The organism is Eubacteriaceae bacterium Marseille-Q4139 (genome assembly GCA_018223415.1).
Classification (GTDB): Bacteria; Bacillota; Clostridia; order Lachnospirales; family Lachnospiraceae; genus CABSIM01.
Genome location: JAGTTQ010000001.1, coordinates 3,540,232 through 3,562,038 on the forward strand (window position 1 = coordinate 3,540,232; position 21,807 = coordinate 3,562,038).

The 21,807-nt window shown below is 53.7% G+C and carries 19 protein-coding genes and 1 other annotated feature; of the genes, 17 read left to right on the plus strand and 2 right to left on the minus strand.

Translation table 11 applies throughout. The annotated features are described in order from the left end of the window. The first annotated feature begins 19 nt into the window (after nt 1–19). The 9 genes from acpP (at nt 20) to KE531_16925 (ending at nt 11,989) form a co-directional block, all read left to right on the plus strand. A complete protein-coding gene (gene acpP / locus KE531_16885) occupies nt 20–250 on the plus strand; it encodes an acyl carrier protein (protein MBR9955265.1) in 231 nt (76 codons plus the stop codon). 93 nt (nt 251–343) lie between these two features. Next, nucleotides 344–1,051: a ribonuclease III gene (rnc, locus tag KE531_16890; GenBank protein ID MBR9955266.1), complete on the plus strand. Its 708-nt coding sequence runs from the start codon at nt 344–346 to the stop codon at nt 1,049–1,051. Between the two features lie 13 nt (nt 1,052–1,064). Next, the gene (gene smc / locus KE531_16895; GenBank protein MBR9955267.1) at nt 1,065–4,625 is read left to right on the plus strand and encodes a chromosome segregation protein SMC; all 3,561 of its coding nucleotides are present in this window, start codon (nt 1,065–1,067) and stop codon (nt 4,623–4,625) included. A gap of 12 nt (nt 4,626–4,637) precedes the next feature. Beyond that, on the plus strand, nt 4,638–5,591 hold the full coding sequence (ftsY, locus tag KE531_16900; GenBank protein MBR9955268.1) for a signal recognition particle-docking protein FtsY: 954 nt from the start codon (nt 4,638–4,640) through the stop codon (nt 5,589–5,591). 8 nt (nt 5,592–5,599) lie between these two features. After that, nucleotides 5,600–6,826 carry a threonine ammonia-lyase gene (locus KE531_16905; GenBank protein MBR9955269.1) on the plus strand — a complete coding sequence of 409 codons (1,227 nt, stop codon included), beginning with the start codon at nt 5,600–5,602 and terminating at the stop codon, nt 6,824–6,826. 9 nt (nt 6,827–6,835) lie between these two features. Next, nucleotides 6,836–8,095 (plus strand): chloride channel protein, encoded by a 1,260-nt coding sequence (locus tag KE531_16910; GenBank protein ID MBR9955270.1) that lies wholly within the window; start codon nt 6,836–6,838, stop codon nt 8,093–8,095. A gap of 106 nt (nt 8,096–8,201) precedes the next feature. Continuing rightward, nucleotides 8,202–8,401, plus strand: a binding site (T-box leader). 115 nt (nt 8,402–8,516) lie between these two features. Continuing rightward, the gene (gene thrS / locus KE531_16915; GenBank protein MBR9955271.1) at nt 8,517–10,454 is read left to right on the plus strand and encodes a threonine--tRNA ligase; all 1,938 of its coding nucleotides are present in this window, start codon (nt 8,517–8,519) and stop codon (nt 10,452–10,454) included. Between the two features lie 176 nt (nt 10,455–10,630). After that, complete coding sequence (locus KE531_16920) at nt 10,631–11,407, plus strand: hypothetical protein (GenBank protein ID MBR9955272.1); 777 nt, start codon at nt 10,631–10,633, stop codon at nt 11,405–11,407. Nucleotides 11,408–11,419: 12 nt separating this feature from the next. Further along, on the plus strand, nt 11,420–11,989 hold the full coding sequence (locus KE531_16925; GenBank protein MBR9955273.1) for an SOS response-associated peptidase: 570 nt from the start codon (nt 11,420–11,422) through the stop codon (nt 11,987–11,989). Here the strand turns inward: KE531_16925 and selD are convergent. Beyond that, a complete protein-coding gene (gene selD / locus KE531_16930) occupies nt 11,986–13,023 on the minus strand; it encodes a selenide, water dikinase SelD (GenBank protein ID MBR9955274.1) in 1,038 nt (345 codons plus the stop codon). The two genes, KE531_16925 and selD, sit on opposite strands and share 4 nt — an antisense overlap. Before the next feature lie 27 nt (nt 13,024–13,050). Further along, on the minus strand, nt 13,051–14,031 hold the full coding sequence (locus KE531_16935; protein MBR9955275.1) for a sigma-54-dependent Fis family transcriptional regulator: 981 nt from the start codon (nt 14,029–14,031) through the stop codon (nt 13,051–13,053). 157 nt (nt 14,032–14,188) lie between these two features. On the opposite strand from KE531_16935, the gene KE531_16940 reads away from it, so the two are divergent. From KE531_16940 to KE531_16975, 8 genes are all read left to right on the plus strand, one after another. Beyond that, nucleotides 14,189–14,941 (plus strand): hypothetical protein, encoded by a 753-nt coding sequence (locus KE531_16940; GenBank protein ID MBR9955276.1) that lies wholly within the window; start codon nt 14,189–14,191, stop codon nt 14,939–14,941. Nucleotides 14,942–15,167: 226 nt separating this feature from the next. Beyond that, nucleotides 15,168–15,557 carry a GrdX family protein gene (locus KE531_16945; protein MBR9955277.1) on the plus strand — a complete coding sequence of 130 codons (390 nt, stop codon included), beginning with the start codon at nt 15,168–15,170 and terminating at the stop codon, nt 15,555–15,557. Nucleotides 15,558–15,578: 21 nt separating this feature from the next. Further along, nucleotides 15,579–16,859, plus strand: coding sequence for a glycine/sarcosine/betaine reductase component B subunit (locus tag KE531_16950; GenBank protein MBR9955278.1), 1,281 nt, complete (start codon nt 15,579–15,581; stop codon nt 16,857–16,859). A 9-nt stretch (nt 16,860–16,868) separates the two neighbouring features. Beyond that, on the plus strand, nt 16,869–18,182 hold the full coding sequence (gene grdB, locus KE531_16955) for a glycine reductase complex selenoprotein B (GenBank protein MBR9955279.1): 1,314 nt from the start codon (nt 16,869–16,871) through the stop codon (nt 18,180–18,182). Between the two features lie 37 nt (nt 18,183–18,219). Then, nucleotides 18,220–19,161 carry a thioredoxin-disulfide reductase gene (trxB, locus tag KE531_16960; GenBank protein ID MBR9955280.1) on the plus strand — a complete coding sequence of 314 codons (942 nt, stop codon included), beginning with the start codon at nt 18,220–18,222 and terminating at the stop codon, nt 19,159–19,161. Nucleotides 19,162–19,197: 36 nt separating this feature from the next. Then, nucleotides 19,198–19,515 (plus strand): thioredoxin, encoded by a 318-nt coding sequence (locus tag KE531_16965; GenBank protein MBR9955281.1) that lies wholly within the window; start codon nt 19,198–19,200, stop codon nt 19,513–19,515. Nucleotides 19,516–19,671: 156 nt separating this feature from the next. Then, nucleotides 19,672–20,145, plus strand: coding sequence for a glycine/sarcosine/betaine reductase complex selenoprotein A (locus KE531_16970; GenBank protein MBR9955282.1), 474 nt, complete (start codon nt 19,672–19,674; stop codon nt 20,143–20,145). 94 nt (nt 20,146–20,239) lie between these two features. Then, a complete protein-coding gene (locus KE531_16975; GenBank protein MBR9955283.1) occupies nt 20,240–21,790 on the plus strand; it encodes a glycine reductase in 1,551 nt (516 codons plus the stop codon). Nucleotides 21,791–21,807 lie beyond the last annotated feature (17 nt).

Consider the following 21,807-nt stretch of genomic DNA (forward strand, 5'->3'; position numbering starts at 1 on the left):
CAGAGAGAGGATGAAGCGTATGGAATTTGAAAAACTGCGTCAGATCATTGCAGAGGTGCTTAACGTGGATCCGGAGGAAATCACGATGGAGACCACGTTCGTAGACGACCTGGGAGCCGATTCCCTTGACATCTTCCAGATCATCATGGGAATCGAAGAGGAGTTTGACATCGAAATCCCGACGGAAGCCGCCGAAAAAATCGTAACGGTCGGCGATGCCGCAGAACAGATCAGAACTTCATTGAATTAAGGATCATTGGAAAAAAAGGTGTCCCGTTACGGTGGCACCTTATTTTCCATTTACGCGGGCAGGCGAAAAAAACGGCTTACGGCCCGCGAAACCATGAAACGAAAAGAGGAAACCGCTTTGGAAGAAAAATGGAAAAAACTGGAGAACATCATCGGATACCGCTTTCAGTCACCGAGGCTTTTGTCCCATGCGCTGACCCACAGCTCCTATGCCAACGAAAAGCACTGGGACAAGACGAAGTGCAACGAGCGTCTGGAGTTTTTAGGCGACGCCGTCCTGGAGGTGGCTGCGAGCGAATTTTTGTTCACCCACTATCCGTCCATGCCGGAGGGGGAGATGACGAAGCTTCGGGCCAGCCTTGTCTGTGAGCCGACGCTGGCCTACTGCGCCGAACAGTTCGGCCTCGGCGACTACCTGCTCTTAGGGCGGGGCGAGGAACTGACCGGCGGGAGAAAACGGCCGTCTGTCGTCTCCGATGCCATGGAGGCCGTCATCGGCGCGATCTATCTGGATGGTGGTCTTGCTAATGCAAAAGAGTTCATTCACCGGTTTATTTTAAACGACATTGAACATAAACAGCTCTTTTATGATAGCAAAACTATCTTGCAGGAAATGGTTCAGGCGGAGTCGAAGGAATCCCTGTCCTATGAGCTTCTGCGCGAGGAAGGGCCCGACCACAACAAAAGCTTTGAGGTATGCGTAAAGCTCGGCGGCCGGGAAATCGGCCGCGGAACCGGCCGGACAAAGAAGGCGGCAGAGCAGGTGGCGGCCTACCACGGGATTTGTACCGTAAAAAAGTAGGAAAAGGTGAGACATGTATTTAAAGAGTATCGAAGTTCAGGGCTTCAAGTCCTTTGCCAATAAAATCGTCTTCGACTTCCACAACGGGATCACGGGCATCGTGGGCCCCAACGGCAGCGGAAAAAGCAACGTGGCCGACGCCGTCCGGTGGGTGCTCGGCGAACAGCGCATCAAGCAGCTAAGGGGCGCCAGCATGCAGGACGTGATCTTTTCCGGGACGGAGACGAGAAAGCCCCAGGGCTTTGCCTATGTGGCTATCACCCTGGACAACCAGGACCACAAGCTTGCCATCGACTTTGACGAGGTGACGGTTTCCAGGCGCATCTACCGCTCCGGTGAGAGCGAGTACATGTTAAACGGGAGCCCCTGCCGTTTAAAGGACATCAACGAGCTGTTTTACGACACGGGAATCGGAAAAGAGGGCTACTCTATCATCGGACAGGGCCAGATTGATAAAATTTTAAGCGGACGCCCCGAGGAACGGCGGGAGCTTTTCGACGAGGCGGCCGGGATCGTGAAATTTAAGCGCAGAAAGGCCATTGCCCAGAAAAAACTGGAAGACGAAAAACAGAACTTAATCCGCATAAGCGATATCTTAAGCGAGCTGGAAAAGCAGGTAGGCCCGTTAAAGAAACAGTCGGAGACGGCCAGGGAGTACCTGCGGTTAAAAGAAGATTTAAAACGGTGCGACGTGGGCCTGTTCCTCTCGGAGACGGCAGTGATACGGGAACAGCTTTCGGAAATCACTGAAAACCTCTCTGTCGTCACCGGCGACATGGAAAACTCACGCACAGAGGCGGCCGGGATCCGCGAGACCCAGGAGGCGCTGGAAGAGGAAATCCGCGTCCTTGAGGAAGCCCAGCGAAAAAAGCAGGAGGCGGGAAACGAGGCGCTCATGACGGCCGGAAACCTGGAAGGACAGGTCAATGTCTTAAAGGAACAGATCCGGACCGAGGAGATGAACGCCGAACATATCAAAAACAGGATCACCGCCATCGAAGGAGAACTGAAAGAGCGGGAAGAAAGAAAGAAAGAGTACCAAAGTGAAAAGGAAGGCCTCACAGGACAGGCCGAGGAGATGAAAAAGCGCCTTGAGGAAGCCGAGGAGGCGCTCTCCGCCAGGACAGCCGAGGCAGACAGCCTGGAACAGGGGATTGAGGAGACGAAGGCCGGGATCATCGACGCCCTCAACGAAAAATCCTCGTTTTCCGTAAAAAAACAGCGGTACGATACGATGCTCGAGCAGGTGCAGGTGCGCCGCTCGGAGGTGGCCCAGAAGCTTTTGAAGGTAAAAAGCGACGAAGAGGGCTGGGCCCTTAAGATAAAAGAAGAGGAAGAAAGAAAGAGGGAGCTGGAGGCGGCCATCGAAGAACTGCTTGCCAGGGCAGACGGCCTGGAGGAGGAGATCAAGGCGGCCTCCGGGGAGATTGCAAGGCTCAACAGGAACCTCAACAATACCCAGCAGGAATACCACAGGGCGTCCACACGCCTCGAATCCCTGCGGAACCTGGCGGAGCGGTACGAGGGCTACGGAAACAGCATCCGCCGGGTGATGGAGACGAGGGACAGGGTGCACGGGATCCACGGCGTCGTCGCAGACCTGATTGACGTGCCGAAGGAATACGAGACGGCCATCGAGACGGCTCTCGGCGGCAGCATCCAGAACATCGTCACCGACTCGGAAGAGACGGCAAAGGTGCTGATCGAATACTTAAAGAAGAACAAGTTCGGCCGCGCCACCTTCCTTCCGCTCACCAGTATCTCGGCGCGGGGCGGGTTCGAGCGGCCGGAGGCCTTAAAAGAGCCGGGCGCCATCGGCCTTGCAAGCAGCCTCGTGAAGGCAGACCGGCAGTATGACGGCCTGATTCAGTATCTTTTGGGGCGCGTCCTGGTGGTAAAGGACATCGACACGGCCATTGCCATTGCAAGAAAATACCGCCATTCCTTTCGGATCGTGACGCCGGCCGGCGAGCTGTTAAATCCCGGCGGTTCCATGAGCGGCGGCGCCTATAAAAACTCCAGCAACCTTCTCGGCAGAAAGCGGGAGATGGAGGAGTTTGAAGAGCTCTGCAAAAAGGCACTTCTCCAGGTGGACAGCATCCAGAAGGAGCTGGTGTTCCAGGAGGGGCTTCTGGAGGAACGGAGCGGGGAGTTAGAGACCGTAAAGAAAGAGCTTCAGGCCAGGTATCTGGAGGAAAACACGGCCGGCATGAACCTCTCCAAATTTTCCGAGCGCCAGACAGAGCTTTTGGAGTCCTCGGCCGACATGAAGTTAGAAAACCGCCAGCTGGAGGAACAGATGCAGGAGATCCGCTCGGAGACGGAAAAGCTTTTGGCGGCGATGAAAGTCCTGGAAGAGGAAAATGAAGCCAGGAACCGGCGCATCGAGGAGGACACGAAAGCCCTGGAGACAGCAAGAGAAAACAGAGAGGAAGCCAGACGTTTCCTTTCCGGCATCCAGCTTTCGGCGGCTTCCTTATCCCAGAAAGAGGACTTCCTTTTGGAGAACATGAAGCGCCTCGGGGAAGAAGAAGAAAAGCTTTTAAAAGAAAAAGAAGCCCTGAGCGGAGGCACCGAGCAGAGCGCCGAGGCCGTGGCAGGGAAAAAGAAAGAAATCGAAACGCTTTTCATTCGGATTGAAGAGGAGAAAAAACGGGCGGCCGCCCTCTCGGAGGAGGCCGGCCAGGCCTCGGAGGCAAAAGAGGAAAAGAACAGGACGAGAAGACAGCTCTCCGAAAAGCGGGAAGAGCTTTCCGACCGGATTTCCAGGCTTGACAAAGAAGCCTTCCGCCTTCAAAATCAGAAGGAAAAGCAGGAGGAGCGCCAGGAGGGCCTCGTAAATTACATGTGGAGCGAATACGGGCTCACCTATTCCACTGCCGCAGAGCTTTCAAACGGTGAAGAAGTGCCGGTTCCCGAGCTGAAAAAACAGATCCATGAGTTAAAAACAAGTATCCGCGCCCTTGGAAATGTCAACGTCAATGCCATCGAGGACTACAAGGAAATTTCAGAGCGGTATGAGTTCATGAAAGGCCAGCACGACGATTTGACGGCGGCCCAGGAGACCTTATATAAAATCATTGAGGAGCTGGACACCGGCATGCGCCGCCAGTTTGCGGAAAAATTCGCCGAGATCCGACGGGAATTTGACCGGGTGTTTAAAGAACTGTTCGGCGGCGGCCACGGAACCCTGGAGCTCATCGAGGACGAGGACATCTTAGAGGCAGGGATCCAGATTATCTCGCAGCCGCCGGGAAAGAAGCTCCAGAACATGATGCAGATGTCCGGCGGCGAAAAGGCGCTGACGGCCATTGCCCTTTTGTTTGCCATCCAGAATTTAAAGCCGTCGCCGTTCTGCCTGCTTGACGAGATTGAGGCGGCCCTGGATGATTCCAACGTGGACCGGTTCGCAAAATACTTACACAAGCTGACGAAAAATACCCAGTTCATCGTCATCACCCACCGGCGCGGCACCATGGTGTCAGCGGACCGGCTGTATGGTATCACCATGCAGGAAAAAGGTGTTTCGACGCTTGTTTCCGTCAGTCTCATAGAAAATGATCTGGATAAATAAGGAGGACTTCCCATGGAAGAGAAGAAAAAAGGCTTTTTTTCCCGTCTTGTGGCGGGACTTTCCAAAACCAGGGACAACATCGTCTCGGGAATGGATTCGATCTTTTCCGGCTTTTCCGCCATTGACGAGGACTTTTATGAAGAGCTGGAAGAGACGCTGATTATGGGGGACATGGGGATCCAGACGACGATGGCTGTCATCGAGGATTTGAAAAAGACCGTAAAGGAACAGCATATCAAGGATCCGTCCCAGTGCCGGGAGGTGTTAATCGAGAGCATCCGGAAAAAAATGGATCTCGGCGAAAACGCCTACGAATTTGAAAACAGAAAATCCGTCGTCCTGGTGATCGGCGTCAACGGCGTCGGAAAGACCACGTCCATCGGAAAGCTGGCCGACCAGCTAAAAGCCGATGGAAAGCGGGTGATCCTGGCGGCAGCCGACACCTTCCGCGCCGCGGCCATTGAACAGCTCACGGAGTGGGCCAACCGGGCCGGCGTGGAGATCATCGCACAGAAAGAGGGCTCCGACCCGGCGGCCGTGATTTATGACGCCATTTCGGCGGCAAAATCCAGAAACGCCGACGTCCTGATCTGTGATACGGCAGGCCGCCTTCACAACAAAAAGAACCTGATGGAGGAATTAAAAAAGATCAACCGCATCATCGACAAGGAGTACCCGGAGGCTTACCGGGAAACACTTGTAGTCCTGGACGGTACCACCGGCCAGAACGCCCTTGTCCAGGCAAGACAGTTCATGGAGGCGGCAAATATTACGGGCATCATCCTCACAAAATTAGACGGGACGGCCAAAGGCGGCATTGCCGTGGCGATCCAGTCGGAGCTTGGCATCCCGGTGAAATACATCGGCGTCGGCGAGAAGATCGACGACCTCCAGAAATTCAATTCCCATGATTTTGTAAACGCACTGTTCCAGAGAGACGAAAGCAGAGAGAAAGAAGAGGGCTGACAGAGATGATAGAAGAACTGACACTGGAAAAATTTGAAGAGGCATCGGAAATCGTAAAAGAAATCACGCTGGAGACAAAGCTCGTGTACAGCGAATACTTTTCTGCCAGCACCGGCAACAAGGTCTATTTTAAGCCGGAGAACATGCAGTACACAGGCGCCTACAAGGTGCGCGGCGCCTACTATAAAATCAGCCAGCTCACGAAAGAAGAGCGGGAGCGGGGCCTGATTACGGCGTCGGCCGGAAACCATGCCCAGGGCGTCGCCTACGCGGCCAGGCTGGCCGGCGTAAAGGCCACGGTCGTCATGCCGGTCATGACGCCGCTCATCAAGGTGAACCGCACGAAGGGCTACGGCGCTGAGGTGGTTTTGGAGGGCGAGGTTTTTGACGACGCCTGCGCCCACGCCTACAAGCTGGCGGACGAGTACGGCTACACCTTCGTCCATCCCTTCAACGACCTGGAAATCGCCACGGGCCAGGGCAGCATCGCCATGGAAATCGTAAAAGAGCTGCCGACCGTGGACTACATCCTGGTGCCGGTGGGCGGCGGCGGCCTCTGCACAGGTATTTCCACCCTGGCGAAATTTTTAAATCCCAACATCAAGGTCATTGCCGTGGAACCGAAAGGCGCCGCCTGCCTGTATGAGTCGAAAAAAGCCGGCCATGTGGTGACGGTGCCCCACATCAACACCATCGCCGACGGCACGGCCGTCCAGACGCCTGGCGACAAGCTGTTCCCGTACCTGATGAAGAACGTGGACGACGTCATCACCGTGGACGATTCCGAGCTGATCGTTTCCTTCCTCGACATGGTGGAAAATCACAAGATGATCGTCGAAAACTCCGGCCTGCTGACCGTAGCGGCCTTAAAGCACTTAAATTTTGAAAACAAAAAAGTGGTGTCCGTCTTAAGCGGCGGCAACATGGACGTGATTACCATGGCGTCCGTCGTCCAGAACGGCCTTCTCCAGCGCGACCGCGTCTTCTCCGTATCCGTAAGGCTTCCTGACCGCCCCGGCCAGCTTGCCAAGGTGTCGGCGTTAATCGCAGAGCTTCAGGGCAACGTCATCCGCCTGGAGCACAACCAGTTTGCCACCATCAACCGAAACTCCGCCGTGGAGCTTAAGATCACCCTGGAGACCTTCGGAACTGACCACAAGAATTCCATCGTGGCGGCCCTCGAGGAAGCCGGATACTCCCCGAAAGTGGAGCGGCCCACGGGAATTTACATGTAGGAGACGGCCATGGAGACGGAGAAAGAGGAATATCTGGCAGCAGCCAGACAGAACGCTGTCTATCTGGCGAAGTGGCTGTGGTTTTCCCTTCTGATGGGAACCGGCTGCGGCCTGATCGGCGCCGCCTTCGGCCGGCTTTTGTCCCTGGCTTCCGAAACCTTCGGCCGCCTGGGCTTCCTGTTATACCTGATGCCGGCGGCCGGGATTGTAATCGTACTGATCCATGAGCTGTTTCATCAGGTGGGAAACAAGGGGACGAACCTGGTGCTGGAATCCGTTTCCTCGGATGAAACAATCAGCCCGTCGGTGCTCCCGTGTATTTTCAGCTCGGCGATTCTTACCCATTTTGTCGGCGGTTCTGCTGGTAAAGTGGGGGCATCACTTCAAATGGGCGGCTGCTTTGGAAATATAGTGGGAGAGATCTTCCATCTCGACCAGAGAGACAAAAAGGTGCTCATCATGAGCGGCATGAGCGGCTGCTTTGCGGCCATCTTCGGCACGCCGCTGGCGGCGGCTGTCTTCGGGATGGAGGTCATAAGCGTCGGCGTCCTTTACTATGCGGCGCTTCTTCCCTGTGTGCTGTCGGCGTTTTTAGCTGCCCATGTGGCGGGGCTTTTCGGCGTCACCGGCGATAAATTCCCTCTGGAAACGCTGCCGGCTGCGGACGTCCGCCTGTTCCTTTTAATCCTTCTTCTGGCCGTTTCGGGGGCCGTTTGCAGCGGCTTATTCTGCATCCTCTTAAGAGGCGTACGAAAGGTTTTCCTTTCGCGGATCCGGAACATTTTTCTGAGAATCCTGGCGGCCTCGGCAGTTTTCATCGCCCTTACGGCCGTTGTGGGGAACCGGGACTACTGCGGCACAGGCGCCGGCTTAATGGCCGCAGCCATGACCGGCGGCGTGCCGTATGCGGCGTTTCTTTTAAAGATGCTTTTTACGGCTGTGACCCTTGGCGGCGGTTTTAAGGGTGGAGAAATTGGCCCAAGCCTTTCGGTGGGCGCATGCCTTGGCGCGGCCTTCGGGAACGTGTTTGGGATTTCTCCGGCGCTCTGCGCGGCCTGCGGGATGCTGTCGCTGTTTTCCGGCGTCACAAACTGCCCGGTGGCCTCGCTGTTTCTGGGCTTTGAGCTTTTCGGTACGGAAGGGATCCTGTATTTCGCTGTGACCGTGGCGTTAAGCTTTGCCATGTCCGGCTACTACGGCCTTTACAGCAGCCAGAAATTTACATATTCCAAGACAAAGACGGAATTCATAAACAGGAAGGCAAATTAAAAATCGCGCCTGCGGCATGCCAAAAAACGGCGCCCGCAGTGCGGCGTCGGAAAAAAGTCCTTGACAAACGGCGCCCAGATGCTATACTAGAGAAACAAATGAAATTGCAAACACGCTGACAGGAAGAGTAGCCCTGAGGAAGGTTCAGAGAGAGGTGCATTTGGTGTGAGCGCCTCACGGGAATCAGGAGGAAGACCACCCTGGAGTGTCCCTTAATCGGGAACGGTGATTCCGTTATCATCAAATGAGTGGCATGAAATTTTCATGCAAGCAGGGTGGAACCGCGATGTAAAAGTCGTCCCTTGGCAGATCCGGAGAGGATTGGCCAGGGGGCGTTTTTTTGTTTCGTAGCCCGAAAATCTGTCTGTCAGAAACAAGAGGCCGCGGAAACGAAACCGATGGCATAAAAAGGAGAATCAGTATGAAGATCACATTGAAAGACGGCTCCGTAAGAGAGTACGAGAACCCGATGTCCGTCCTGGACATCGCAAAGGACATCAGTGAAGGCCTGGCAAGGATGGCCTGCGTCGCTGAGATCGACGGCGAGGAGGCCGATCTGAGAACGGTTTTCGATAAGGACTGCCATTTAAGCATCTTAACGGCAAAGGATCCGGAGGGCCTTTCCGCACTCCGCCACACGGCCAGTCATGTGATGGCACAGGCCATCAAGAGGCTGTGGCCGGGCACCAAACTTGCCATCGGCCCGTCCATCGCAGACGGCTTCTACTACGACGTGGACTCCGAGGAGCCGATCATGGCCGAGGATCTGGAGAAGATCGAGGCTGAGATGAAGAAAATCATCAAAGAGGCGCTGCCGCTGGAGCGGTTCGAGCTTCCGCGGGCCGAGGCCATCGCACTCATGAAGGAAAAAGACGAACCGTACAAGGTAGAGCTGATCGAAGACCTTCCCGAAGACTCCGTCATCAGCTTCTATAAGCAGGGCGAGTTCACCGACCTCTGCGCCGGCCCCCACCTGATGAACACGAAAGACGTGGGCAAGGCCTTCAAGCTTATGAACATCGCCGGCGCTTACTGGCGCGGAAGCGAGAAAAACAAGATGCTCACGAGAATCTATGCGACGGCATTCCCGAAAAAGGAAGAGCTGGAGGCATACATCACGATGATGGAGGAAGCGAAAAAGCGCGACCACAGAAAGCTCGGAAGAGAGCTTGGCCTTTTCATGATGCATGAGGCCGGCCCCGGCTTCCCGTTCTTCCTTCCGAAGGGCATGATTTTAAAGAATACGCTTCTCGACTATTGGCGCGAGATCCACAAGAAGGCCGGATACGTGGAAATTTCCACGCCGATCATCTTAAACAGGAAGCTCTGGGAGACCTCCGGCCACTGGGATCACTATAAAAATAACATGTACACGACGGTCATCGACGAGGAAGACTATGCCATCAAGCCGATGAACTGTCCCGGCGGCGTTCTCGTCTACGCCTCCGAACCGCGCTCCTACCGTGATTTGCCCCTGCGGATGGGTGAGCTGGGCATCGTCCACCGCCATGAAAAATCCGGCCAGCTCCACGGCCTGATGCGCGTCCGCTGCTTTACCCAGGACGACGCCCACATTTTCATGACGCCGGAGCAGATCCGCGACGAGATCAAGAACGTAGCAAGGCTGATCCATGAGGTTTACTCCTTGTTCGGCTTCAAGTACCATGTGGAGCTTTCCACAAGGCCGGAGGACAGCATGGGAAGCGACGAGGACTGGGAGCTGGCAACAGAATCTCTCCGCGGCGCCCTGGACGACCTCGGTGTCGATTACGTGGTGAACGAAGGCGACGGCGCCTTCTACGGCCCGAAGATCGACTTCCATCTGGAAGACTCCATCGGACGTACCTGGCAGTGCGGTACGATCCAGCTTGACTTCCAGCTTCCGCAGCGGTTTGAGCTGGAATACATCGGCGCAGACGGCGAGAAACACCGCCCGATCATGATTCACCGCGTGGCGTTCGGCTCCATCGAGCGTTTCATCGGTATCCTGATTGAGCATTTTGCAGGCGCATTCCCCACCTGGCTGGCTCCGGTACAGGTAAAGGTGCTCCCGATCTCCGAAAAGCATGAAGCGTATGCCCAGAAGATCAAGGATGAGCTGGATGCTGCCGGCATCCGCGCCGAAATCGACTTGAGAAACGAAAAGATCGGCTACAAGATCCGCGAGGCTCAGACCCAGAAGATCCCGTATATGCTGATTGCAGGACAGAAAGAGGAAGAAGAGGGCACTGTCTCCGTGAGAAGCCGCTTCAAAGGCGACGAAGGCTCTGCAAACCTTGCCGACTTCATCGAAAGCATCAAAAAAGAGACTGCCTCCCGGGAAATCCGTCAGGTGGAAGTGAAAAAAGAAGAAAAATAATGCGGCGGCAGGCCGTTTATGCAAATGTCCCGGTGGATTTCTCCCCGGGACGTTTGTGTTTCCATAGATTTCCGAAACTGGAAGAAATATTTGGGAAAATGTAAGAAAAAAGTGCGGGATTTTCGGAGAATTTTCCGATATAATAGGAGAAAATAAGTGATATGGGAGGAAATTCTATGAAAAAGTTATTTGCTTGCCTGCTGGCCGTTACTGTGGCACTTTCCGCCGCCGGGTGCCAGAAGAAAGAAGAACCGATGGATGTGTTCAAGAAGGCTGCTGAGAAAAATGCCGAGCTGGACTCCATCGACATGACAAGCTCCATGAACATGACGATGGCGATGGGCGAAAACAGTCTTGACTTCGGTACGGATATGGATGTAAAAATGTCCGGAGCGTCTTCCGACGATCTGAAATACTATGCCGAGACCTCGACAAACATTATGGGAACATCCCTGAATATGACCATGTTTTACACGGAAGGCTATTATTATCTGGACATGGAAGGGGACAAGATGAAATACGCCATGGATATAGAAACGATGATGGAAGAAGCGGAAAAGGCGGGAATCGACACCGTGGAGGCCGACTGGATCAGCGAAATTTCCATGGAAGAGTCCGGTGATGACAAGATCCTGACCTTCACAGCCGATCCGGCGAAGATGGATTCCTATGTCCAGGAGCTTCTCGGCGCATCCGGCGCCTTTGATGAGCTGGCGGATTCCGGAATGACAATCGAGAGCGTCTCCGGCGTCTACACGGTGGGAAAAGACGGCTACTATAAAGATATGAAGCTTGACATGACCTTTAAAATGACGGTGGAAGGCACGGAAGTGGAGATGACAGTTTCCATGGACGCAGTCATCAACAACCCGGGCCAGCCGGTTACGGTAGAGATCCCGTCCACGGAAGGGTACACGGAAATTGACATCAGTGAGCTGGATTTGGCAGCGTAAGGAGGAAATGCAATGTGCAGCCGGTTTCACATAAGCCTCCGGGGGAAGAAGCTCCTGGAGGGCTTTCCCGGCTTTGAAGAATTTAAAGAAGGAGAGATCCGGCCCGGCGATTTGTCGCCGGTTCTCTTTTTCTTTGATGAGAAGCCGGGACTGAAGATTTTGAGATGGGGCTTCCGCCCGGAAGGAAAAAGCGGCCTTGTTTTCAACGCCAGGTCGGAGAGCGCCGGGGAGCGGCCGATGTTTAAGCAGTGTTTCAAAGAACGCCGCTGCATCATTCCCGCCTCCTGGTTCTATGAGTGGAACCGGGAAAAAGAGAAGATGAAATTTGAAGACGGGAGCGGCAGCCCGCTTTTGTATCTGGCAGGCTTATGGAGGAAGGAAGAGGACGGCGGCCGCTTCGTGGTTCTGACGACAGAGGCCAATGCCTCCATGGCGCCGGTTCACGACAGGATGCCGCTGCTTCTTAAAAGAGAGGAACTGGCCGGCTGGTGTGCCGACGAAGAGTCCGCCGGAAAGCTTCTGAAAAAAAGGCCGGAGGAGCTTCTTCGCTCCTCCGACTATGAACAGCTTCGTCTGTTTTAACCGACGTAAATCGGGTATTCCCGGTACGGCTCCGTGTGGCCGATGATTTCCGCCACGGGAACCAAATCTTTTAACCGCCTTAAAAAGCCCTCGCCGGCCGCTTCCGGGACGGCGATTAAGAGGCCGCCCGACGTCTGCGGGTCAAAGAGCAGGTCACTGACATTTTCGGGCACGGAATCCGAAATGGAGACGAGGCCGTCCAGATATCCGCGGTTTTTGTATGCATTTGCCGGTACAATCCCCATGGAGGCGTAATCCAGCGCCCCGGGGAGTGCCGGTATTTTTTTGCTGTCGATGAAAAAGCTCTGCCCGCTGCCGGCCGCCATTTCGTAGCAGTGGCCCAGAAGGCCGAAGCCGGTCACGTCGGTGCAGGCATGGATGATGGGCTCTTTCTCCATCACTAACGCCGCGTACTTATTGAGGAATTCCATGGAATCCACGGCCGCCTTGTGCTCCGCCGGCGTAAGGATCCCGCCGCGGTCGGCTGTCGTCAGGATTCCGGAGCCCAATGCCTTTGTGAGGATCAGCACATCGCCGGCCGGCGCCGCATTGTTTTTAAGCACCTTGTCCGGATGGACGAAGCCGGTGACGGAAAGGCCGTATTTGGGCACGGGATCCTTGATGGTATGGCCGCCGACCACCATGGCGTCGGCCTCGGCCACTTTTTCGTAGCCGCCCTGGAGAATGGCCTGGAGGTGTTCCTTTGCGAGATCCTCCGGGAAGCAGAACACGTTCATGGCTAACTTCGGACGGCCGCCCATGGCGTACACATCGCTTAGGGAATTGGCCGCCGCGATTTTCCCATATTCGTAGGGATCGTCCACCACAGGCGGGAAAATATCGACGGTCTGGATCAGTGCCAGTTCCTCGTTTACTTTATAGACAGCGGCATCGTCGCTGGTGTCGAAGCCGACTAAAAGGTTCGGGTCGGAAAATTTGGGCAGGTGACACAAAACTTGTGCCAGGGCATCGGGGCCCACCTTGGCCGCTCAGCCGCCCTGCTTTGTCATGGATGTGAGCTTGATGGATGACATGCTGCCAACCTCCTTTTCTGATCGCCCCTAGAAGGGCTTTTCGATGTTATATTCATTGATTTTATTGAAAATCTGGCGGGCGCTGATGTTTAGCTCCTTGGCTGCTGCGTTGATGTTCCAGCCGGTCTGCCGGAGCGCCCATTCCAGATATTCCTTTTCACTGCGCCTCTTAAACTCCTTCCAGGAGATCATCTCATGGGTGCTGTAAGAGGAAGTCGGCGTCGTCCTGTGGAGATTATAGAGGATCGGGAGCCCCTCCGTGGTAATCACATGGTTCTGGGACAGGACAACCATCCGGTCGATGGTGTTTTTTAGCTCTCTGATATTTCCCGGATAGTCATAACTTGTGAGAAACTCCCAGGCTTTATCCTCGATCTTATCAATGCGGATCTCGTTTTCCTCCTGGGCCTTCTTTAAAAGAAAGTGGATCATCCCCTCCAAATCCTCTTTGCGCTCCCTTAAAGGCGGGATCCGGATGACGATGGTGCTGACCCGGTAGAAAAAGTCTTCCCGGAAGGTGCCGTTTAAGACCTCGGTGGGCAGATCACGGCTGGTGGCCGTAATCAGGCGGAAGTCCAGATATTTTTTGTTGTTCCCGCCGAGCCGCTCGATTTCCTTTGTCTCGATGGCCCTCAGAAGCTTCACCTGGGTCGTCAGGCTGACGTCACCGATGGCATCAAGAAACAGCGTCCCGTGATCGGCCAGCTCAAACTTTCCGACCCGCCGCCTTATGGTGTCGGAAAAGATGCCCGGCTCCATGCCGAAAAGCTCCGGCTCCAGAAGGGATTCGGTGTAAGCGTTGCAGTTTACGGCCACAAAGGGCTTGTCCGAACGGCGGCTCAGAAGGTGGATATACTGCGCCGCCACGTCCTTTCCCGTTCCCGACTCGCCGATTAAAAGCACGTTGGCATTGGAAGCCGCCACCCGCCGGCAGTCCTGAAGCGTCCTCTGGTAGGCGGCTGATTTTGTTTTCATGAAAAAGGAACTTTCAAATTCCTGCTGATTCATCTGTGGATCCTTTCAAAGCGCTGTGAGATTCTATCTGGTATTATAGCGGATTTCATGGAAAATGACAATGGTTTCTAAAAACCAAACGATTCCTTGACAAATGGGCCAAAGGGGCTTAAACTTAAATTAGGAGAATTTTGGCCGGAGGAAAGGCTTGATGGGAGAGCAGCAGACAAAGCGGACCGTCACCGGACGGGAATTAAAATGGATTGCCGTCCTTTCCATGACGCTCGATCACATCGGCGCTGTCCTCGTGGAACCAAAAATCCCCGGATTCTCGAACCCCTATGCGGCGGAAACATTCCTGACCGGAGGGGAGACATCTTATCTTTACTGGCTCGATGTGGTACTCCGGTACGCCGGCCGTCTGGCCTTCCCGATTTTCTGCTTCCTTCTTGCGGAAGGCTTTCTCCATACGCGGAGCCGGAAACGGTATGCCCTTCGGCTTGCATGCTTTGCTGTTGTCTCAGAATTTCCTTATGATATGGCACGGGCCGGGACATGGTTTGATCCTGAAAGCCAGAATGTGTTTGCAGCCCTGTTCCTTTGCCTGGCGCTTATGGAAGCGCTGGCGCGCTGGGAGGCGAAAAGCGCACAGATGCCTGCCTTTTTCGGCGGGGCCGTTCTCCTGACCGGGGCCTTCTGCCTGGCGGCGGAACTTGCCTGCTGTGACTACGGCTTTTTGGGGCCGCTTCTCGTTTCCGTCCTGTACCTGTTTCGGAACGATAAGAGAAACCAGCTCCTTTTTGGCGCAGCCATCGTCTCCGTGGAGGTGACGGCGCCTCTTGCCTTCCTTTTAATCCGGCTGTATGATGGGACGCAGGGAAAGAAGAACGGGAAGTATTTCTTCTATATTTATTATCCGCTCCATCTGCTGATCCTCAGTATGGTGGGGAAATTAGTCACATAACGGCGGCTTATCCGTGTAACGGCCGTCGAATGAGAAAAAAACTTCCGAAGAGAGAAAAAAACTTCGGTCTCATTGGAGAAAAGTGGAGAAAAAAATTTCAATCCTCTTTTCAAACAGATAAAAGTATGTTATCTTATAGATGCATAGAAAAAAACTATACTGGTTTTTGTGTGCATAGAAAAGATTGAAACAGGACATGTCCTGAATCAATAGAGGGTGGAAAGCGATGTATCGGATTGTGACAAACAACAGGCTCTGCCGTGATAAATACGGCAGCCAGGTCGAAATGGATTATCTGGAAAACGGGAGCTATCTCGACGTGCTCCTGAAGGTAAAGGACTATATCCAGAAAGGCTGGTGCCTGGAGACACATCCGATGACGGGAAGCTTAAAGCCCAACCAGACCCCATATAAATCGGTTATGATCTCGAACCGGCCTGTGGACCGTGAAGATTTCTACAATCAGGAAATCACCATGGAAAACAGCGTCAGTATCTGTCAGAAGTTTCAGGCGATCCGGCAGACGCCGGACTGGCCGGAGCATCTCAGGGAAGACTACCGGGAAGTGGATCTTTCGCTGATTGAAGGGGCGCTACAAAAAATCCTAAATTTTTAAGAAAGCGGGGGAAGCAGAGCGATGAAACTCGAATTAGGAATCATTCCGATTAGCGACATTCAGTTCGGAGCAGAATCCAAGGTGGAAAACGGTACCATCTATGTGAATGCCGACGAGTTGAAAGCCCTTCTGCTGGAAGACGAATCTCTCAAGTCCGTTGAGTTTGACATTGCCAAACCGGGCGAGAGCGTTCGCATCATGCCGGTCAAAGATGTAATTGAACCGCGCGTGAAGGTTAGCGGAGAAGGGGCAATGTTCCCAGGAGTAATTTCCAAGGTGGCAACCGTTGGAAGCGGACGTACAAACGTCCTTCGCGGAAGCGCAGTTGTAACCACAGGAAAGATCGTGGGATTCCAGGAAGGCATTATTGACATGTGCGGCACAGGAGCGGAGTACACACCGTTCTCCAAGTTAAACAACCTGGTGGTTGTTTGCGAGCCTGTGGACGGACTTGCAAAGCATGCCCATGAGCATGCAGTCCGTATGGCTGGCCTTAAGGCTGCTGATTACATCGGCAAGCTGGCTAAGGACATTGAGGCAGAAGAGGTTGAAACGTATGAGACCGTATCTGTGAAGGAAGGCCTTGCAAAATGGCCGGAGCTTCCGAGAGTCGCTTATGTTCTGATGCTTCAGAGCCAGGGACTTATGCATGACACCTATGTCTACGGTGTGGACATGAAACAGTCTCTGCCGACCATCATCAATCCGACAGAAACCATGGATGGCGCAATCTTAAGCGGAAACTGCGTTTCTGCATGCGACAAGAACACCACCTACCACCATCTGAACAATCCGGTTATCAAGGATCTGTTTGCTCAGCATGGCAAGACCTTGAACTTTGTAGGCGTTATCATTACAAATGAGAACGTGTACCTGGCTGATAAGATGCGTTCCTCTGACTGGACAAGCAAACTCTGCGAGTGGCTTGGCTTAGACGGCGCAATCGTATCCCAGGAAGGCTTCGGAAACCCGGATACCGACCTGATCATGAACTGCAAGAAGATCGAGGGCAAGGGCGTTAAGACTGTTATCATCACCGATGAGTACGCAGGCCGCGACGGCGCTTCCCAGTCCTTAGCAGATGCTGATGCTGCTGCAAACGCAGTAGTAACAGGCGGAAATGCCAATGAAGTGATTCACCTTGGCCCGATGGACAAGGTAATCGGATATCCGGAAGTTGCGGATATCATCGCAGGCGGATTTGACGGCAGCCTTCAGAAGGACGGCTCCATCGTCGCTGAGCTTCAGGTTATCACCGGCGCTACAAACGAGATGGGCTTCAACAAGTTGAGCGCCAGATAGGAGGAAAAGATGTCGAAGTTAAGAGTAGTTCACTACATTAATCAGTTCTTCGCCAACATCGGCGGCGAAGAAAAAGCTGATTATCAGCCGGAACTGCGGGAAGGCGTGGTTGGACCTGGTATGGCCTTCAACCAGGCTTTCGGTGAAGAGGCAGAGATCGTTGCTACCGTTATCTGCGGCGACTCCTACTTCAACGAGAACGTAGACTCCGCAACGAAGACGGTTCTTGACATGATCAAGAGCCAGAATCCGGATCTGGTAATCTGCGGACCGGCCTTCAACGCCGGACGTTACGGCGTAGCCTGCGGTACCGTAGCTTCTGCCGTAAAGAAAGAGCTTGGACTTCCGGTTGTTACCGGTATGTACAAGGAGAACCCGGGCGCTGATATGTACAAGAAAGACGTATATATCGTTTCTACAAAGAACAGCGCAGCCGGCATGAGAGACGCCGTTAAGAAGATGGCTCCCCTGGCATTAAAGGTTGCCAAGGGTGAGAAGATCGGCGCTTCCGCTGAGGAAGGCTACATGCCGAACGGCCTTCGTGTGAACTTCTTCGAGAAGAAGAGAGGTTCCGAGCGTGCCGTTGAGATGCTTGTTAAGAAGCTTGCAGGCAAAGAGTTTGAGACCGAGTATGAGATGCCGAGCTTTGACCGTGTTGCTCCTGGTGAGGCGATCAAAGACATGTCCAAGGCAAAAATTGCCCTGGTTACATCCGGCGGTATCGTACCGAAGGGCAACCCGGATCATATCGAGTCCTCCAGTGCTTCCAAGTACGGACAGTACGACATTGAGGGCGTTACCGATCTGACTGCTGAGACGTATGAGACGGCTCACGGCGGCTATGACCCGGTATATGCGAACGAAGACGCAGACCGCGTACTTCCGATTGATATCATCACCGAATTCATTAAGGAAGGAAAAATCGGCAGCCTTCATAAGTATTTCTACACCACCGTTGGTAACGGAACGGCGGTAGCGAATGCGAAGAAGTTTGCGACGGAGATCGGCCAGAAGCTGGTTGACGACCATGTTGATGCCGTAATTCTCACCTCGACCTGAGGTACCTGTACTCGTTGCGGTGCAACGATGGTTAAGGCTATTGAGAGCTATGGTATTCCGGTTGTTCATATTGCAACCGTAGTCCCGATTTCCCAGACCGTGGGCGCAAACCGTATCGTCCCGGCTGTCGCAATTCCGCATCCGTTAGGAAACCCCGCCCTGACTCTTGAGGAAGAGAAGGAAATCAGGAGAAAGATTGTTTCCAAGGCTTTGGAAGCATTACAGACACCGGTTGAAGACCAGACTGTTTTTGAGTGGAAATAGTTTCAGTTAAATCAATCGAAAAAAGGAGAGACATCCCATGGATAAGATATATGATGTGATTATCCTGGGGGCAGGCCCGGCTGGATTAGCAGCCGGCCTGTACTCCGGAAGATATCGCCTTTCCACCCTGGTAATCGAGAAGGCCAAGGATGGCGGGCAGATCGCAATCACGGATGAAATCGAAAATTATCCCGGTCAGATGGTGGAAGGCGAGAGCGGCCCGTCCCTGATCGAGAGGATGACAAAGCAGGTGGAGAAGTTCGGCGCAGAGCGCGTGAGCGACACCATCAACAAGGTAGAGCTGGATGGCGACATCAAGAAGCTCTACGGAACCAAAGACACCTATCAGTGCCGCGCACTGATCATTGCGACAGGTGCATTCCCGAGGCCAATCGGCTGCAAGAGAGAGGGCGAATTCATGGGCAAGGGCGTATCGTTCTGCGCCACCTGTGATGCAAACTTCTTCGAGGATATGGAAGTATTCGTAGTCGGCGGCGGAGATTCCGCTGTGGAAGAGGCAATGTATCTGACGAAATTCGCAAGGAAGGTCACGATTATCCACAGAAGAGATGAGCTTCGCGCTGCCAAATCCATCCAGGAGAAAGCATTCAAGAACCCGAAGCTGCATTTCATGTGGGATACGGTTGTGGACGAGCTCCACGGTGACGGCATCCTCGACGGAATGACGGTCAAGAATACGAAGACCGGCGAACTTACGAGAATTGATGCAGATCCCGATGACGGCATGTTCGGCCTCTTCGGCTTCATCGGCTACAACCCGAGAAGCGAACTGTTCGAGGGCATGATCGACATGGAGAACGGCTACATCAAGACGGATGACAACATGCACACCAATATCCCGGGCGTATATGCGGCAGGTGATATCCGTGTAAAGAGCCTCCGCCAGGTTGTAACGGCTGCTGCTGACGGCGCTATCGCTGCACAGCAGGCTGAGAAGTATATTGCTGACCTTCACTAATTTCCATACATATATGGAAGAAAGGATGTCTTAGATATGGTAGAGTTAACAAAGGAAACCTTTGAAGAAGAAGTATTAAAGGCTGAGGGCACTGTTCTCGTAGACTTCTACGGCGACGGCTGCGTTCCCTGCCAGGCTCTGATGCCGCATGTTCATGCTATGGAAGACACCTACGGCAAGGACATCAAATTCACGGCTCTCAACACCACAAAGGCTCGCCGTCTGGCTATCGGCCAGAAGATCCTGGGCCTTCCGGTTATCGCTCTTTACAAGGACGGCGAGAAGATCGCTGAGTGCGTAAAGGACGACGCAACCGTTGAGAACATTGAGGCTATGATCAAGGCTCATCTGTAAGGATGAGATGCCGTATTTCGCGGCAGACTAAAGATGTGAATTACACGTTTATGTGTTTTTCAAAAATCTGCGGTGTCTCTGATGCCGCAGGCAAATGCAGCGGCGCAGGGTTTCCTGTGCTGAAAGCCACAAATAAATAAAGGAGGAAAAGATGCTATGGCTATCCTGAATGGTAAGAAAGTAGTTATCATCGGAGACCGCGACGGTATTCCAGGGCCATCCATCGAAGCATGCGTTAAGACGGCAGGCGCAGATGTAGTATTTTCATCTACCGAGTGCTTTGTCTGAACGTCCGCGGGTGCTATGGACCTTGAGAACCAGAAGAGGGTTAAAGATTTCGCAGAAAAATACGGACCGGAGAATTTAGTTGTTGTTCTCGGTGCCGCTGAGGGTGAGGCAGCCGGACTGGCAGCCGAGACCGTTACTGCGGGTGACCCGACGTTCGCAGGCCCATTAGCAGGAGTCCAGTTGGGACTGACTGTATATCACATTTGTGAGGACGAGATGAAGGCAGAGGTAGATGCCGCTGTCTACGATGAGCAGATTAGTATGATGGAAATGGTTATGGATGTGGACGATATTGCAAACGAGATGTCCTCTATCCGCGAGCAGTATTGTAAGTATCTGTAACAAAACTGCCTGCCCGGCAGCCTTCTTGTGCGCTGTGGCAAACGTAAAGGGGCGCCGTAAAAAGCGCCCCCATTTCAAAATATGAGGTGTAGTGATGAACGGGTATCCAGTATTAAAAGGGGCCAGTTATACACTGGCAATTACACCGGATATGGTAATCCATAACGGTACGACACAGACAACAGAAATGGTCGTGAATCCGGACTCCGAGTATTTAAAGGAACTTCCGGGACATTTGAGAAGCTTTGAGGATGCGGTATCCTACATACCGAATCAGGTGTATATTGGAAATGCCAAGCCGGCAGACCTGGCTGCTACGGAATTTCCGTTCTATGACAAGAAGTGGCCGGACGCTTCCCGCGACGGCAAGTACGGTCAGATCATGCCGCAGGACGAGTTCTACGGACTGATGCAGATCTGTGATGTTTTTGACCTGGTGCTGCTTGAGAAAGATTTTGCACAGGCTGTAAAGGCGAAACTGGCTGCCCAGAATCTTTTGAAAGAAGATCAGCTGGCAGTTCTTGATAAAAACACAAGCACTTCGGAGGAAATCGCTGCTCTCGTAAACGATGAGCATTCCGAGGGCCTCTATCACGAGGGCAAGCTGGTAGGCGCTGTAAAGCGTGCCCATGACGTAGACGTAAACCTGTCTGCTCATGTTATGCTTGAGAACCTTGTGACGAAGGCTTCCAACGTCCTTTCCCTGATCGAGCTGGTTAAGAAGGCCGGCGTAAATCCGGAGGAAGTGGACTATGTCATCGACTGCTGCGAGGAGGCCTGCGGCGATATGAACCAGAGAGGCGGCGGAAACTTTGCGAAAGCTGCTGCTGAGATTGCCGGCTTCACAAACGCAACAGGTTCCGATGTCCGCGGTTTCTGCGCCGGCCCGGCTCATGCGCTTCTGCATGCTGCTGCTATGGTTAAGGCAGGAACCTTCAAGCACGTTGTCGTTACGGCTGGCGGCTGTACCGCTAAGCTCGGTATGAACGGCAAGGATCATGTAAAGAAAGGCCTTCCGATCCTTGAGGATGCCATTGCAGGCTTCTCTGTTTTAATCAGCGAGGATGACGGCGTTAGCCCGCAGATCCGCACGGATATCGTGGGACGCCACACCATCGGCACAGGTTCTGCTCCGCAGAACGTAATTTCTGCCCTGGTTACCAACCCGCTTGATGCAGCAGGACTTGGAATCCTTGATATCGACAAGTATTCTCCGGAGATGCAGAATCCGGATATCACAAAGCCGGCCGGCGCAGGCGATGTTCCGGAGGCAAACTATAAGATGATCGCAGCCCTCGGCGTTAAGAAGGGCGAGATCGCACGTGCTGACATTGCCAAGTTCGTAAAAGAGCATGGTATGACCGGCTGGGCTCCGACCCAGGGCCACATCCCGTCCGGCGTTCCGTACCTTGGGCCGCTGCGCGATGAGGTTCTTGCAGGAGAGACCAACCGCGCCATGATCATCGGCAAGGGAAGCTTGTTCCTTGGAAGAATGACAAACCTGTTCGACGGCGTTTCCTTTGTTGTCCAGGCTAACGACGGCTCCGCAAAAGACGGCGGCGACGCTGGCTTCGATGAGGCAAAGGTTAAGACCATGATCGGCGAGGCCATGAGAGACTTTGCAAAGGGACTTCTCGGCGAATAAGCATCTGCTGTCAGAAA